The 15,102-nt window shown below is 40.6% G+C and carries 9 protein-coding genes; 7 read left to right on the plus strand and 2 right to left on the minus strand.

Going from position 1 to position 15,102, the window contains the following annotated elements; genetic code table 11:
• Window positions 1-9: 9 nt before the first annotated feature.
• Both RB215_RS06800 and RB215_RS06805 read right to left on the minus strand, forming a co-directional pair.
• Window positions 10-252: a hypothetical protein gene (locus RB215_RS06800; protein ID WP_309217069.1), complete on the minus strand. Its 243-nt coding sequence runs from the start codon at window positions 250-252 to the stop codon at window positions 10-12.
• A gap of 336 nt (window positions 253-588) precedes the next feature.
• The gene (locus RB215_RS06805; protein WP_179806623.1) at window positions 589-2,214 is read right to left on the minus strand and encodes an alpha-glucosidase family protein; all 1,626 of its coding nucleotides are present in this window, start codon (window positions 2,212-2,214) and stop codon (window positions 589-591) included.
• 662 nt (window positions 2,215-2,876) lie between these two features.
• Here RB215_RS06805 and RB215_RS06810 point away from each other — a divergent pair.
• The 7 genes from RB215_RS06810 to RB215_RS06840 all read left to right on the plus strand — a co-directional run bounded on the left by RB215_RS06810 (window position 2,877) and on the right by RB215_RS06840 (window position 15,089).
• Window positions 2,877-5,663, plus strand: a complete 2,787-nt coding sequence (locus tag RB215_RS06810) for a TonB-dependent receptor (RefSeq protein ID WP_309217159.1) — start codon at window positions 2,877-2,879, stop codon at window positions 5,661-5,663.
• A 98-nt stretch (window positions 5,664-5,761) separates the two neighbouring features.
• The gene (locus RB215_RS06815) at window positions 5,762-7,258 is read left to right on the plus strand and encodes a tryptophan 7-halogenase (RefSeq protein WP_309217070.1); all 1,497 of its coding nucleotides are present in this window, start codon (window positions 5,762-5,764) and stop codon (window positions 7,256-7,258) included.
• The gene (locus tag RB215_RS06820; RefSeq protein WP_309217071.1) at window positions 7,259-9,109 is read left to right on the plus strand and encodes a glycoside hydrolase family 13 protein; all 1,851 of its coding nucleotides are present in this window, start codon (window positions 7,259-7,261) and stop codon (window positions 9,107-9,109) included.
• A gap of 106 nt (window positions 9,110-9,215) precedes the next feature.
• Complete coding sequence (locus RB215_RS06825; protein ID WP_182677900.1) at window positions 9,216-11,087, plus strand: alpha-amylase family glycosyl hydrolase; 1,872 nt, start codon at window positions 9,216-9,218, stop codon at window positions 11,085-11,087.
• Entirely contained in the window at window positions 11,077-12,570 is a 1,494-nt protein-coding gene (locus tag RB215_RS06830) for an MFS transporter (RefSeq protein ID WP_179806619.1), read from the plus strand. The genes RB215_RS06825 and RB215_RS06830 overlap by 11 nt, the downstream gene beginning before the upstream one ends.
• Before the next feature lie 170 nt (window positions 12,571-12,740).
• The gene (locus tag RB215_RS06835) at window positions 12,741-14,456 is read left to right on the plus strand and encodes an alpha-amylase family glycosyl hydrolase (RefSeq protein WP_309217072.1); all 1,716 of its coding nucleotides are present in this window, start codon (window positions 12,741-12,743) and stop codon (window positions 14,454-14,456) included.
• Between the two features lie 375 nt (window positions 14,457-14,831).
• Window positions 14,832-15,089, plus strand: a complete 258-nt coding sequence (locus tag RB215_RS06840) for a hypothetical protein (protein WP_309217073.1) — start codon at window positions 14,832-14,834, stop codon at window positions 15,087-15,089.
• Window positions 15,090-15,102 lie beyond the last annotated feature (13 nt).

The following is a 15,102-nucleotide window of genomic DNA, read 5'->3' on the forward strand; positions in this document are numbered from 1 at the left end:
TAAACTTAATTAAATTTTTACTGCAGAGACCTTTTTGTAGCCTTCAGATACAAGCTCATCATTCACGCACTTTAATACATAGCCATAAAGCTCTTCATTGCTTACGTCGTCATCTTTAGCCCAGTTAACACACATTTCTGTGTATTCTTTAACTGTTTCAGCTGAAGCGTCCGCCGCATCTTCTGCAACCACATTAAGTGCAGACAGTGCAAATAGAGGTGCTATGATTAATGCTAGCAATGCTTTGTTCATTTGTTTATTCCTAAAAAATGTTATGACAATTGTTATTTAAAACAAGTGTACCCAAGCCAGAACAACTCTGTTGGTATGCTGATTTTTAATCGAATTTGAAATAAAAGATAACGAAATATTTTTATCGTCAGGATAAGTAAGTTGAGTGTTAAATTTTAATGGTAATTAGGATCATACATGGACGAATCATCAAGCTCTAAGCCAACCAAAACAAATAAATAGAATCGATATTGGAGTGTTTTATATTCGTTAGCTACAAAAAGCCTGAGTTACTCTGAAGTGACCCCCAATAGTTGGATATTCCAATTACTGGGGGCTTTTTATATTAAATGACTTTTAGCTACATTGGGCGTAATAGCAGCCAAAACCATTCATTATTAGCTGGTTATTACTCAAAGTAGCATTGTGATGCGAAAGCGTGTCATACGCTTTAGTTATAGCTACCGGCAAACTTAATCTTGCTTGTTGCGCACTTAAATTAAATACACACAGCATTTTTTCATTATTAAGTGTTCTATAAAACGCCAGGATCGGTTCAGCCGTTTGGATAAACTCAATATCGCCTGTAATCATCACCGCTTGCGTTTTACGCCAAGCCATAAATTCACGGTACGCGTTTAAAATAGAGTTTTTATCGCTATTTTGCTCTGCTACCGATTGAGATTTGTGTGCTGTGTCTACAGGCAACCAAGGCTTATTTTCACTAAACCCAGCATAATCTACTTGCTCATTTTCCCAAGGTATTGGAGTTCTACAGCCATCACGTCCTTTAAAGTTAGGCCAAAATGTAATTCCGTAAGGGTCTTGTAAGTCTTCAAAGGCCACGTTTGCTTCGCCCAAACCTAGCTCTTCCCCTTGATACATACATACACTACCACGCAGTGAAGCGAGTAGGGCTGTAAGCATTTTACATTGGGCAGGGTTAATTTCGCCATTGTCGCTCCAACGGCTCGCAACACGTTCTACATCATGGTTACTAAACGCCCAGCAAGGCCAACCTTCAGTCATTTGCTGCTCAAGCGTTTGCACTGTTGTTCTAATGTATTCACTAGAGTAGTCATCAGTGAGTAATTCAAAGCTGTAGCCCATGTGTAGCTTATCGTCACCTTGGGTATACTGCGCCATGGTAGCGAGTGAATCTTCAGATGATATTTCACCCAATGAAACCGCACCTGGATACTTATTAAGTAAGGCACGAATATCTTGCATAAATTCGATGTTTTCTGGTTGGGTGTTGTTGTAATAGTGATACTGAAACGCGTACGGGTTATCTTCACTAAAACCGCGGCCTTGGCGCTTATCTTTTGGTTTTGCAGGATTGTCGCGTAATTGCGCATCGTGGTAGCAAAAGTTAATTGCATCGAGCCTAAAGCCATCTACACCTTTTTTCAGCCAAAATTCCACGTTATCAAGCACAGCTTGTCTAACATCTGGATTATGAAAGTTTAAATCGGGCTGCTCGGTAAAAAAGTTGTGTAAATAATACTGACCTCGGCGCGGCTCCCACTGCCATGCCGGGCCGCCAAAAATAGATAACCAATTATTAGGTGCTGTACCATCTTCTTTTGACTCAGCCCAAACATACCAATCAGACTTATCATTAGTGGTATTTTCGCGGCTATCTAAAAACCATTGATGTTGATCAGAGGTATGGCTGAGTACTTGGTCAATAATAATTTTAATATCGCGGGCATGCGCTTGTTCAATTAGCGCATCAAAATCGTTTAAATCACCAAATATTGGGTCAATATCTCGGTAGTCGCTAATATCGTAACCAAAGTCTTTCATTGGCGATTTAAAAAAAGGTGAAATCCAAATAGCATCAACACCTAAGCTTTTAATATAATCAATGCGATTAATTATCCCCTTTAAGTCACCAATACCATCATTGTTGCTATCTTGAAAGCTACGCGGATAAACCTGATAAATTACCGCACCTTTGTACCACTGCTGTTGGGCCATGCTTTTCTCCGTCATTGCACACCGTATTTCGATTACGCTAAATATGGTTTGTTAACTCACCATATAATATTTCTAAAAAGCATACGTGAAGCCCGTGATTCTGTAAAAATACTGCATACGTATGCACTAAAATACACACTTTTTAAGTATTAAAAAAATCACTAAAAACCAATTAAATATTTTAAATTAGCGAGAAAACAACCTTACCAATTAAGGTTTTTAAATTGATTTATAGGTTAATTCTTATTTTAATCATTATTAACAATGGCTTGAGTTAATCGCCTCTATACTTCATTGGTCTTACCAATTGTACGCCCAACAATAAGCGTATACAGAGCAGGGATCAGCTTAAATATGGTTATTTTTATTCAGTTTAAATTTAACAACATGCTCCTTTTATTGATAAATATAATTACTTAACCAAATTTATTAAGAAATTAATGTAAAGTTACGAAAAAGCAATAAAAACAATGACTTATGGTGTTTCAGGTTGTTTTTATGTTAATATGATGTCAATGTGCAAGTGTTGAATACGTATGCATAAAGTTGTTAATAAAATGAAGAGAGCGTTAACATTAATCCTGACAACAAAATTAGCTCACTTTGTTTGACTATCACTCAAACAAAGCGAGGATCACAATATGGGTAACGGGAAAAACATCATGTCTATGTTCAAACCAAGTATATTAACGTTGGCATTAACAGCTGCTGGTTTATCAAGCTTTGCTACTGCTGCCGCGCAAGAAAATACAATAAAAAAAGAAGACGTTGAAATCATCGAAGTTAAAGGTTTTCGTGGCAGTTTAGTTGAGTCAATAAACACCAAACGTTTTTCTACACAGGTTGTAGAGTCAATTTCTGCTGAAGATATTGGTAAATTACCAGACTCATCTATTGCAGAATCTATTGCACGCTTACCGGGTTTAACCGCGCAGCGTCTTGATGGCCGAGCAAGTCGTGTAAGTGTGCGTGGCTTTAGCGAAAATGAAAGTGCCACTACCTTTAATGGTCGCGAGCAAGTTTCTATTGGTGACAACCGTGGTGTTGAATTTGACCTGTACCCATCAGAAATAATGAGCGGTGTAACCGTTTATAAAACGCCTAATGCAAGTCTTGATGCAGAAGGTATTGCTGGTGTAATCGACATGCAAACCGTTAAGCCTTTAAGTAAAGGTGAGCGTGTGATCATGTTTAATGGCCAATTAGAGCAAACAGGTTTTGATAAATTAAACCCTGATGGCAACGACAGTGGTTACCGCGGCACAATTTCGTACATTGACCAGTTTGCAGATGACACCATAGGTGTTGCGTTTGCTTATAATAAAATGAGTTCACCAAACCAAGAAAAACGATGGAACTCATGGGGCTACCCTGAATTTGAAGCAGCTGGCGAGCAATATTCTATATTAGGTGGTGCAAAACCTTATGTGCGCTCATCAACACTTGAACGTGATTCAGCAATGTTTGTACTTGAAGCCGCACCAACTGATCGTTTAAACATGACGTTTGATGCGCTTTATGTTGATTTTTCAGATGAGAAGATATTACGTGGTATAGAAGTACCTTTTGCATGGGGCCAAGGCACAATAGATGCTTCAAGCGCTGAAATAGATGAGTCGTCTGGTTTTATCACCAGTGCAGTGACACAAGGGCAACGAGTTGTCGTTCGTAACGATTATGAAGAACGTAATGCTGAGCTAACGCAATTTGGTTTTAACACTAAATACGATATTAATGATTCATGGTCGTTAGAGTTTGATGCCAGTGTATCTGAAGTAAAACGTCAAATTTGGAGTATCGAAAGTTACTCTGGTACAGGGCGTGGCGATGCAAATGGCGTGGCTGATAACATAGGTTATGCCTTTGATGGTGGCAATACTGGCGCGCAATTTAGTCATGAATTAGATTACAGTGATTATGATCTTATTCAATTAGGCGGCCCGTTATCTTGGGGAGCGAGTTCAGCCCTTAACGACAAATACGGTTTAATGGGCACTGCTTATGAAAACACAGCACAAGACGGTTTTATTAATGCCCCAGAAATTAACGATGAACTACAAACATTAAAGCTTGCTGCGAGCAAAGCACTCGAAAATGAGTATTTTAGTAAAGTAAGCTTTGGTGTTTCATATCGGGATCGCGAAAAAAGTAAGTTGTCTGAAGGGTATTACATGACCTTAAAAGACTTCTCGCTTGCCAATCCAGGTATGTTGGCTATTCCTGAGCAATACCGTGAAGGGTCTGCTAGCTTAGATTTTATTGGTATGGGTAACATGGTTGCCTACGATACAAACGGCTTAGTAAACGATGGCTACTACGATCTATTACAAGAAAGCCTTACAAACCAAAAACACAAAACGCAATCTTGGACTGTTCAAGAAGAAGTAATTGCAGTATTTGCACAGCTAGATATTAACGCAGAAATTGGCTCAATTCCGGTAACGGGTAATATTGGTGCGCGTTATGTACAAACAGATCAATCATCACAAGGCTCTGCTGCTAATACAGTTAATGGCTTAGTGGTTGTAACGCCTACCGATGTTAGCCATGACTATAGCCACTTTTTACCAAGCATAAACTTATCGTTTGCAATTGATGAAGAGCAAACAATACGTTTTGGTGCAGCAAAAACAATTTCGCGCGCACGTCTTGATGAAATGAATGCATCAATAAATGCCACTTACAGCCAAACACAACCAGACGATAACGGTAATTTTTGGAGCATTTCGGGTGGTAATCCAAAGCTTGAGCCTAAAGAAGCGACAGGCTTTGACCTAAGCTACGAAAACTATTTTGATGCAGAAGGTTACTTTGCTGCAGCATTCTTCTACAAAGATATTACGCAATGGATTTTTGATGGTACCTATGATGTAGATATGACAGGTGTTGCAGACCCATCTACAGGTGAAATTCCAGCTACGTCTACCGGCACAGGCTCAGGTAAAGTAAATGGCGGTGAAGGCGACCTTTGGGGTTATGAGCTATCTTTATCATTACCATTTAGCGTATTTCATCCAAGCCTAGAAGGTTTTGGTTTAATTGCTAGCCATACAGGTGTAGAGCAAGACTTGAGTGATCAAAATGGTAACGAATATGAGTTACCAGGCTTATCAGACCAAATCGACAGCTTAACCTTTTATTATGAGCACAGCGGTTTTCAAGCACGTACCAGTATGCGCAAACGTAGTGACTTTAAAGGTGACGTATATGGTTTAGGCTTTGAAACCACTCAAGTTGATATCAAAGGCGAAACAATTTGGGATGCACAATTAGGTTATGACTTTAGCGAAGGCGGTTTTGATAGCTTAGCTGGCTTAAGTGTTACCTTCCAAGTGCAAAATATTACCGAAGAACCTTTTGTATCGCTGCAAGGCGATAACGACCTACAAATACGTGACTACCAAGATTATGGCCGTACATTTTTACTAGGCTTTAGTTATAAACTCTAGTTTTATTTAGCGTTGAAAAGCCCTTGTGATTTGCTTTACAAGGGCTTTTTTATATCACATTCAATACTGGTTTATTCAACAACCATGGTGAAAACTAAATGAATAATAAAATAACAAATGTGGTAATTGCCGGTGGGGGCACTGCAGGCTGGATCACGGCAGCCTTATTAAATAAAGTATTGGGTAACGTGATCAACATCACCTTAGTTGAGTCTGATCAAATAGGGACTATTGGCGTAGGAGAGGCGAGTATTCCGCCAATTTCGCATTTAAATGGCGCGTTGGGCATAAATGAACATGAGTTTATTAATGCCACTCAAGCAACGATTAAATTAGGGATTGAGTTTGAAAACTGGCGCGAGCAAAATCATAAATACATGCATGCCTTTGGCAGCATAGGTAAAGATTTTCCATTTTGTGAGTTTCATCACTTTTGGCTAAAAGCAAAACAGCAAAACCACGCCCCCGACTTGTGGGATTTTTCTGTTAACTACCAAGCGGCAAAAGCAGGTAAATTCGCCCATTTACGTAATTTGCCTAATACCCAATTACCAGGGTTACATTATGCTTATCATTTTGACGCAACCTTATATGCCAAACTGTTAAAAAAACTTGCGCAGCAGCGCGGTGTTAAACGTGTAGAAGGTAAAATAAAAAGCGTGCAGCAGTGTCAGCAGTCAGGTGATATACAAGCATTAACACTTGAGAGTGGCTCAGTAATTAAGGGCGACTTATTTATTGACTGCACTGGGCTAAGTGCATTATTAATTGAAAAAACCTTAAATACAGGCTTTGAAGACTGGTCGCATTGGCTACCTTGCGACAGCGCAGTAGCAGTGCAAAGTGAATCAGCGAATGAGCCAGTACCTTATACTCGCTCTATTGCCCAAAATGCTGGTTGGCAATGGCAAATACCTTTACAGCACAGAGTTGGTAACGGCTTAGTGTTCTCGAGCCGCTATTTAACAGATGATGAAGCAAAGCAGCAATTACTCGCTAATTTGCCCGGCAAAGCAATAACAGAGCCGCGGGTGATCCGTTTTAAAACGGGGCGCCGACGCTTACAATGGCATAAAAATGTAGTTGCTATTGGACTCTCAAGTGGGTTTTTAGAGCCATTAGAGTCAACCAGTATTCATTTAATTCAAACAGCGGCTATTCGATTAATTAAGTTGTTTCCGCATAATGGGATTAAACACTCGCAAGTAACTACATATAACCTGCAAAGTAAAACCGAAATAGAACGCATACGCGACTTTATAATTTTACATTATAAGCTTACCACCCGCACAGATAGCGCATTTGGGCGTCAATGTCAGCAAATGAGTATTCCCGAAACTCTGCAACAAAAAATAACCTTGTTCAAGCAAACAGGCAAGCTCATTCGAGAAGACGACGAACTTTTTTCCGAGCCAGCGTGGCAGCAAGTAATGATAGGTCAGGGGCTTGAAGCAGATGATTATCACCCATTAGCCAACGCCCTAACTGATGAGCAGCTGCTCGCATTATTTTCTGATTTAAAAGCTTTGATTAACCACACGGTTGAACAACTCCCTTCCCATAGTGAATTTTTATCTAGGATGAAAAATAATTAAATGAAAAAGCTAATTAAAGCACTGTTTGCTACAACATTGTTTACTGCAATACCATTTACTGCAACAAAGGCACAGGCCATGTCTGTATCGCCACAAAATTGGTGGGTTGGCATGCAAAATGAGGCATTGCAAGTTATGTTGCATGAGCCAAACATTGCTAAACAACAGTGGCAATTAATCCCCTACAATGGGATTAAGTTAATCAGTATTAGCAAAACAGATAACCCTAATTATGCGTTTTTAAACCTAAAAATAACGCCGCAAGCAAAGCCTGGTGACTTAGTGTTTACCAGCCCAACGGGTGAGCGCTTTGAATACCCGTTACATACTCGCAACAGTGCCAAGCGTAAAGGCTTTAACAGCCAAGATACCCTTTATTTAATTAACCCAGACCGTTTTGTAAATGGCGATAGCAGTAACGACACCGCAGCAGGCATGTTAGAGGCCGCTGATCCAAAAAGTAAAGGCGGGCGCCACGGTGGCGACTTACAAGGGGTGATCAATGCACTTCCATATTTAAATGATTTAGGGGTAACTCAATTGTGGTTAACCCCAGCGCTTGAAAACAATATGCCAAGCTACTCTTACCATGGTTATGCTATTACTGACTTTTATAATATAGATCCCCGTATGGGCAGTAATGAACTCTACCAAGAGCTGTCAAATAAAGCGCAGCAACAGGGGATTGGTTTAGTGATGGATTTTGTACTTAATCACTTTGGCTCTGAGCATGTGTGGATGAATGACAAGCCAACGTCTGATTGGATTAATTTTAATGGTGAGTTTGCCAATGGTAAACATGCCACTAGTCATGCAAGGCAAACCATTCAAGACCCTCACGCCAGCCAGTTCGATAAACGTCAATTTAGCGATGGCTGGTTTGTAGAAACCATGCCCGATTTAAACCAGCGTCAACCTTTGTTGGCAACCTACCTAATTCAAAACACCATTTGGTGGATTGAGTATGCAAATTTAAGCGGTATTCGAGTAGATACATATTCATACTCAGACAAAGCTTTTTTAGCCAATTGGACCAAAGCAATTATGAGCGAATACCCAGCGTTTAATATTGTTGTTGAAGAGTGGACTACCAATCCAGCAATTGCATCGTATTGGCAAGCGGGCAAAAATAACAGCGACGGTTATACTTCAAGTTTACCCAGTGTGATGGACTTTTCGCTGCAAGAGGCGCTCATTCAAGCTTTAAACGAAGATGAAAGCTGGAACACAGGTTGGGTTAAAGTATACCAATCACTTGCCAATGATTTTTTATACCCTAATCCAAATAACCTTTTAGTATTTGCCGATAACCACGATATGAGCCGTGTTTATACTGAGCTAAAGCAAAATCTAAATAAAACCAAAATGGCGATGACCATGCTGCTTACCACCCGCGGTATTGCACAAATGTATTATGGCACCGAAGTATTACTCGATAACACAGGCAGTAATGACCACGGCGATATTCGTATTGATTTTCCGGGCGGCTTTGCTGGGCAAACAGTTAATGCCTTTACAGGTAAAGGGCTCACAAATGCACAGCGTGATATGCACCAAACCCTACGTACGTTACTTAATTTTAGAAAGCAAAGCCCTGCATTAGGTTATGGCAAGCTAACGCATTTTAGTCCACATCAAGGTATTTACAGTTATGCACGTATAGCCGATGAGCAAATAGTGTTGGTATTTTTGAATAAAAATAAGCAGGCTAAAAATTGGTCATTAGAGTATATGCAAGAGGTGCTTAAGCTGCATACAACAGCAACAAACTTGTTTACTAAGCAGCAAATTAATTTAACTGATGCAATAACATTAGCACCCATGAGCGCCACAGTATTAGTGATAGAGTAAATTGCTTAACTGAATACGTATGCAGCGACTGTCAGTCAGTCGCGCTTCACACTAGTATTAAATTCATAACAAAAACGACAAAGTAGTAGAGTAGACTATGACAATAATGAAGATAATTAAATATAGCCCTTTGTTTTTAGCCAGCAGCATTTACCTAACAGGCTGCTCAGATAGCGAAACACAAGCTAATCAGGTTAATGAGCAATTAACTAAATCTGCAGATGAGATCAGCAAACCAGTTGTATACCAAGTATTCACTCGTTTGTTTGGTAACACCCAAACGGTGAATGTACCTTGGGGCACTAAGGAGCAAAATGGGGTTGGCAAATTTGCCGACTTTAATGACGCCGCATTGCAAGGCATTAAAGATTTAGGCACCACCCATGTTTGGTATACCGGCGTGTTGCATCATGCGCTGGTGGGCGATTATAGCCAATACGGGATAAAACAAGACGACCCTGATGTAGTTAAAGGCCGTGCGGGTTCGCCTTATGCAATAAAAGATTACTACGATGTAAACCCAGATCTTGCAGTAAACCCAGAGCGTCGCTTAGTGGAGTTTTCTGCACTTATTGAGCGCACTCATCAACATGGTATGAAAGTGGTTATTGATATTGTGCCAAACCATGTGGCGCGTAACTATCATTCAATTGCTAGGCCTGCTGGTGTAAAAGACTTTGGCGAGCAAGACGATACCAGCAAAGAATATGCGCGTGATAATAACTTTTATTATGTGCCAGGGCAGTCGTTTCAAGTACCTAGCTCTGATCAATACCAAGTTTTAGGAGGAGATGCACACCCATTAGCCGATGGCTTGTTTAACGAAAGCCCTGCTAAATGGACAGGAAACGGCGCGCGTGCAGCCAAGCCCGATATAAACGACTGGTACGAAACTGTAAAAGTAAACTACGGGGTTAAACCCGATGGCAGTTATGACTTTCCAACCCTACCTGCAAGCTTTGCAACTAAAGATGCCCGAGCGCACTATGAATTTTGGCAAGACAAAAACCTACCTAACAGCTGGTATAAATTTCGCGATATTGCACTATTTTGGTTAGATAAAGGCGTAGATGGCTTTCGCTATGACATGGCCGAAATGGTGCCAGTTGAATTTTGGAGCTTTTTAAATTCGGCAATCAAAATGCAAAACCCTAATGCCTTTTTACTTGCCGAAGTATATAACCCAAAAATGTACCGAGGTTATATTCATCAGGGCAAAATGGATTACTTATACGACAAGGTGGGTTTTTACGACACGCTAAAAGCTATTATGCAAAATAAGCAAGCTGCGAGCACTATTTTTGATGCACAACAGCAAGTTGCCGATATAGAACAGCACATGCTGCACTTTTTAGAAAACCACGACGAGCAACGTATTGCCAGCCCCGATTTTGCAGGTAACGCGCTATGGGGCAAACCAGCCATGGTGGTATCTACGTTAATTAGCCGCTCGCCTAGCTTGTTATATTTTGGCCAAGATGTAGGCGAAGATGGCTCTGAAAACGCCGGGTTTGGCACGCCAACCCGTACCAGTATTTTTGATTATATTGGCGTTCCTGCGCATCAAGCGTGGATGAATAACGGCCAGTTCGATGGTGCTAATTTAACACCTGAGCAAGCTAGCTTACAAAAATACTACAAAGCCATAATGGCGTTAAATAACTTACCTGCGGTAGTGGGCGGTGATATGCACGCTTTAAACGTACAGGGTAGCGACAGGGTTGTTGCGTTTTCACGTAGTTTAGGTCGCCAAGTTATTTTGGTACTAAGCAACTTTAGCGAGCAACAACAAACAATCACTATTAACTTAAATAGCCAAACAACTGCAAATATAGGCGCAAATTCAGCGTTACACGATTTACTCGAAACACATAGCGGTGTGTTAGTGAGCAATAACGATCAAGGTGCAAGTTTTACACTTACCCTTAATGCACTAAGTAGCGCGGTATTAACCAATAAGGTAAATAATGAACAATAATAATAGCAATAAACCTGACCTAAGCTTTTGGCAAATATGGAACATGTGTTTTGGTTTTTTAGGGATTCAATTTGGGTTTGCCCTGCAAAACGGTAACGTTAGTCGTATATTTCAAACGCTTGGTGCCGACATTGATGATATACCTATTTTATGGGTAGCCGCTCCGCTAACGGGGTTAATTGTACAGCCTATTATTGGTTACTGGAGTGATAAAACCTGGGGTAAGTTAGGTCGCCGCCGTCCGTTTTTTTTATATGGTGCAATTTTAACTACACTGTCGTTATTTATAATGCCTAACTCACCAACGCTGTGGGTTGCTGCCGGTATGTTGTGGATTATGGATGCGTCAATTAACGTTACTATGGAACCGTTTCGTGCTTTAGTTGGCGACAACCTACCTAAAAAACAGCGTGCAACAGGTTATGCCATGCAAAGCTTTTTTATCGGCATTGGCGCTGTAGTTGCATCAGCACTACCATGGATGATGGCTAACTGGTTTGGTATTGCCAATACTGCACCGGCTGGGCAAATTCCTGATTCAGTAAAATATTCGTTTTACTTTGGCGCGGTAATTTTACTGGTTGCTGTAGGTTGGAGTATTCTAACCACCAAAGAATACTCGCCAGAGCAACTCGCTGCATTTAATCAACAAGAAGAGCCTGCTTCTCAAAGCCAACCAACAGCTAATATTAACTTTAGCAAAGGGGGCATAATATTTAGTGTTTTAGGCTTAGCCGTTTTAGCCTTGGTAAGCGCCTTAAATTTAGAAAAAGAACTGTATTTATTGGCTGGTGGTTTAGTGAGTTTTGGGGTTGTTCAGTTTATAGCGGCAGCCTTGCAAACTAAACAACTTACATCGGGCGGTTTTTATCAGGTATTAAACGACGTATTTACTATGCCCGAAGCCATGAAGCAGCTGGCGTGGGTGCAGTTTTTTAGCTGGTTTTCGTTATTTGCAATGTGGATTTATACCACTTCAGCGGTAACGGGTTTTCATTACGGCAGCAGCGACACCAGTTCCCCAGCTTATAACAACGGCGCTGACTGGGTAGGTATATTATTTGCCGCGTATAACGGCTTTGCAGCACTTGCTGCAATATGTATTCCGATAATAGTTAAGCGCGTTGGTTTAAAGCTCGCCCATTGTTTTAACCTAATTTTAGGCGCGCTGGGCTTAGCCAGCTTTATTGTTATTAAAGATCCCACCTTACTTATTTGGCCAATGATAGGTATTGGCTTTGCGTGGGCGTCTATTTTATCACTGCCATACGCCATGTTAAGTACCTCGGTGCCGAGCAGTAAAATGGGTGTTTATATGGGCATATTTAACTTTTTTATTGTTATACCCCAGCTGTTAGCCGCCAGCATTTTAGGGCTTATATTACGCCACTTTTTTGAGAATCAACCAATATACGCTTTGTTAATAGGCGCGGTGTCGTTTTTACTGGCAGCCGTTGCCGTATTGCGCGTTAAACAATCTTAATTTTTATAAATAAAAGCAAATTACTGCCTCTACCATTGCATTTTTAAGGCAAGGGCAGAGGCAGCAAAATAACTAACCATTAGGCTAAAACCATTCGCAACATATTACAGTGCACTTTAATTGAATGGTATACAGCAATTAGCATAAACAACAAAAACAAAGGGGATAAAATGAAAACCTTTACCTTGAGTGCATTAGCACTGGCACTAACATTAACTGGTTGTAAGCCAGCGCCATCAACAAATACTAACACTAATAACGCAGTAACTACTGCGCAACCTAAAGCAGTAGAACAGCCAGCAGATTGGTGGCAAACTGCCATATTTTATCAAATTTGGCCGCGCAGCTTTTACGACAGCAATAACGATGGTCATGGCGACTTTAATGGCATGACCGCAAAACTCCCATACCTAGAAGAGTTAGGTGTAAATGCACTGTGGTTAACGCCTATTTTCGAAGCGCCTTCTTATCATGGCTATGACTTTACAGAGTTTTATAAAGTTGAAAGTGACTATGGCAGCATGGCTGAGTTTGAAGCGTTTATAAAAGCGGCTGATGACAAAGGTATGAAAGTTATACTAGATTTAGTGATCAATCATATATCTAGTCAGCATGATTGGTTTCAACAATCTGAAAAACAACAAGCGCCATTTAGCGACTATTTTGTATGGCGTGACGATATGCCTAAAGCAGGCAGTGGTTGGGGGCATGCTTGGAGCGATAACGACAAGCCAGAAGCCGTATGGCATTGGAGTGAAACGCGTAAGCAATATTATTATGGTGCATTTGGTGCAAGCCAACCCGATTTAAATTTACGCCACCCAGATGTGGCTAATGAAATGAAAAAAATGGCAAAGTTTTGGCTCGACAAAGGCGTAGCAGGATTTAGGCTTGATGCAGTACGCTTTGCTATGGAAGGCGGTGCAAATGCACAAGCCGACACCCAAGAAACGATAGAATATTGGCAAGACTTTAATCAATATATAAAAAGTGTAAATCCACAAGCTTACCTAGTAGGCGAAGCATGGGCCGACCTTCCGATTGCCGCAAAGTACTATGGGGAAGGTAAGGGGCTAGATCAAGGCTTTGACTTTGAAGTAGGCTATAAAATTTTGAGCTTACTTAAAACCGATACCGACACAGATGTGCTCTTTGGTACTATGCCATCTAATGAGCAGCACAAAGGTAAAAATGCACTCATCCTTGATGAAAACCTACAACAACGTAAAGACTCACAAGCACCACTGCACTTTTTTACACCGTTTTTAACTAATCACGATCAAGAACGTGTTGCTTATCAACTTAAAGAGCACGATGGTAAAGCAAAACTAGCTGCGGCCATGTTATTTAGCTCACCAGGTACACCGTATATTTACTACGGTGAAGAAATAGGCTTAACGCAGCAGCGCATCGGTGACGATGTTTATAAACGTGCGCCCATGCAATGGGACAATAGTCATCAAGCGGGCTTTACGCAAAGTGACAATAGTTGGGTTGAAGAAACGGCATTATTTGGTGATGACTTTGAAAACTGGTGGCCAGAGTTTCTTGCTAAGCAACTAGCAGCAGGCGATCGCAGCGTTGCAGCGCAGCAAGCACAACCAAACTCAGTTTGGCGTTTATATCAGCACTTAATCGCAATGAAAAAGCAGCGCCCAGAATTTACTATTAACGGCAGTTACCAGTTAACGCAGCACGACAATGGCATAGTAGAAATAGCGCGAGAGTTAAACGGCAGCAAAAGTGTTTTTGTACTTAACCTAACCGATAAAGCTCAAAGCATCAGCAGTATTGCACGCGACGGTTTAATAGCCAGTTGGCAGCACGATCTCAATGGCGATCAACTTGCAGGCTATGGTTTATTGTTGCTCAATAACACACTGTAAATAACATACTTATTATAGGGGTTAACATGCGTTAGCCCCTATTTGTTACTACGCACAGCTCCTCTCGTTTGGCCTTTGTAGAAACTCGATTTAAAGGGAAGTTTCACAAAGTCACACATCAGATCACATCACATGAAAGTAAAGCTGCGCATATAAGCACTTACTTGCATTTTGCCCTATAACATTATTAAAAATCGTTTTGGGATATTTTAACAAAGGCAATTTTATAACACACGTAATCACTTGTTTACATTGGAGTTGTTTGGTGCAACTATTGAATTATGTAATATACGCCGTTTTGGGTGTTATAAACCCCATAGTGGTGTTCAATAAGCTATTAGCTTTATCCTCAAACTAATTAAATTGGAGTTAATTATGACTTGTCAACAACAACACCGCTATGAACCAGATTTTAGCCGTCTTCCACATGATCAAAGTAAATTTAATGGTCGTCATAAATGTGCCGGTTGTGCTTATGATCACGGTTACGACCTTGGACTTAATAAAATTCAAACACTTAATATTGATTATGCTACTTTGCCAGATAGCCAAGCAGGTACAGTGAGACATAAAAGTGTCCAAGCCGCATTTGCTCAAGGGTATTTGGATGGTGTGCTTGTCTCATACCAATAAAACTAACAAGTTG

Source organism: Pseudoalteromonas sp. HL-AS2 (assembly GCF_031198805.1).
Taxonomy (GTDB): domain Bacteria; phylum Pseudomonadota; class Gammaproteobacteria; order Enterobacterales; family Alteromonadaceae; genus Pseudoalteromonas; species Pseudoalteromonas nigrifaciens.

Coding starts and splice junctions, on each gene's coding strand:
- RB215_RS06810 (WP_309217159.1), top strand. CDS start 2,877: ATGTCTATGTTCAAACCAAGTATATTAACGTTGGCATTAACAGCTGCT.
- RB215_RS06805 (WP_179806623.1), bottom strand. CDS start 2,214: ATGGCCCAACAGCAGTGGTACAAAGGTGCGGTAATTTATCAGGTTTAT.
- RB215_RS06840 (WP_309217073.1), top strand. CDS start 14,832: ATGACTTGTCAACAACAACACCGCTATGAACCAGATTTTAGCCGTCTT.
- RB215_RS06835 (WP_309217072.1), top strand. CDS start 12,741: ATGAAAACCTTTACCTTGAGTGCATTAGCACTGGCACTAACATTAACT.
- RB215_RS06800 (WP_309217069.1), bottom strand. CDS start 252: ATGAACAAAGCATTGCTAGCATTAATCATAGCACCTCTATTTGCACTG.
- RB215_RS06830 (WP_179806619.1), top strand. CDS start 11,077: ATGAACAATAATAATAGCAATAAACCTGACCTAAGCTTTTGGCAAATA.
- RB215_RS06825 (WP_182677900.1), top strand. CDS start 9,216: ATGAAGATAATTAAATATAGCCCTTTGTTTTTAGCCAGCAGCATTTAC.
- RB215_RS06815 (WP_309217070.1), top strand. CDS start 5,762: ATGAATAATAAAATAACAAATGTGGTAATTGCCGGTGGGGGCACTGCA.
- RB215_RS06820 (WP_309217071.1), top strand. CDS start 7,259: ATGAAAAAGCTAATTAAAGCACTGTTTGCTACAACATTGTTTACTGCA.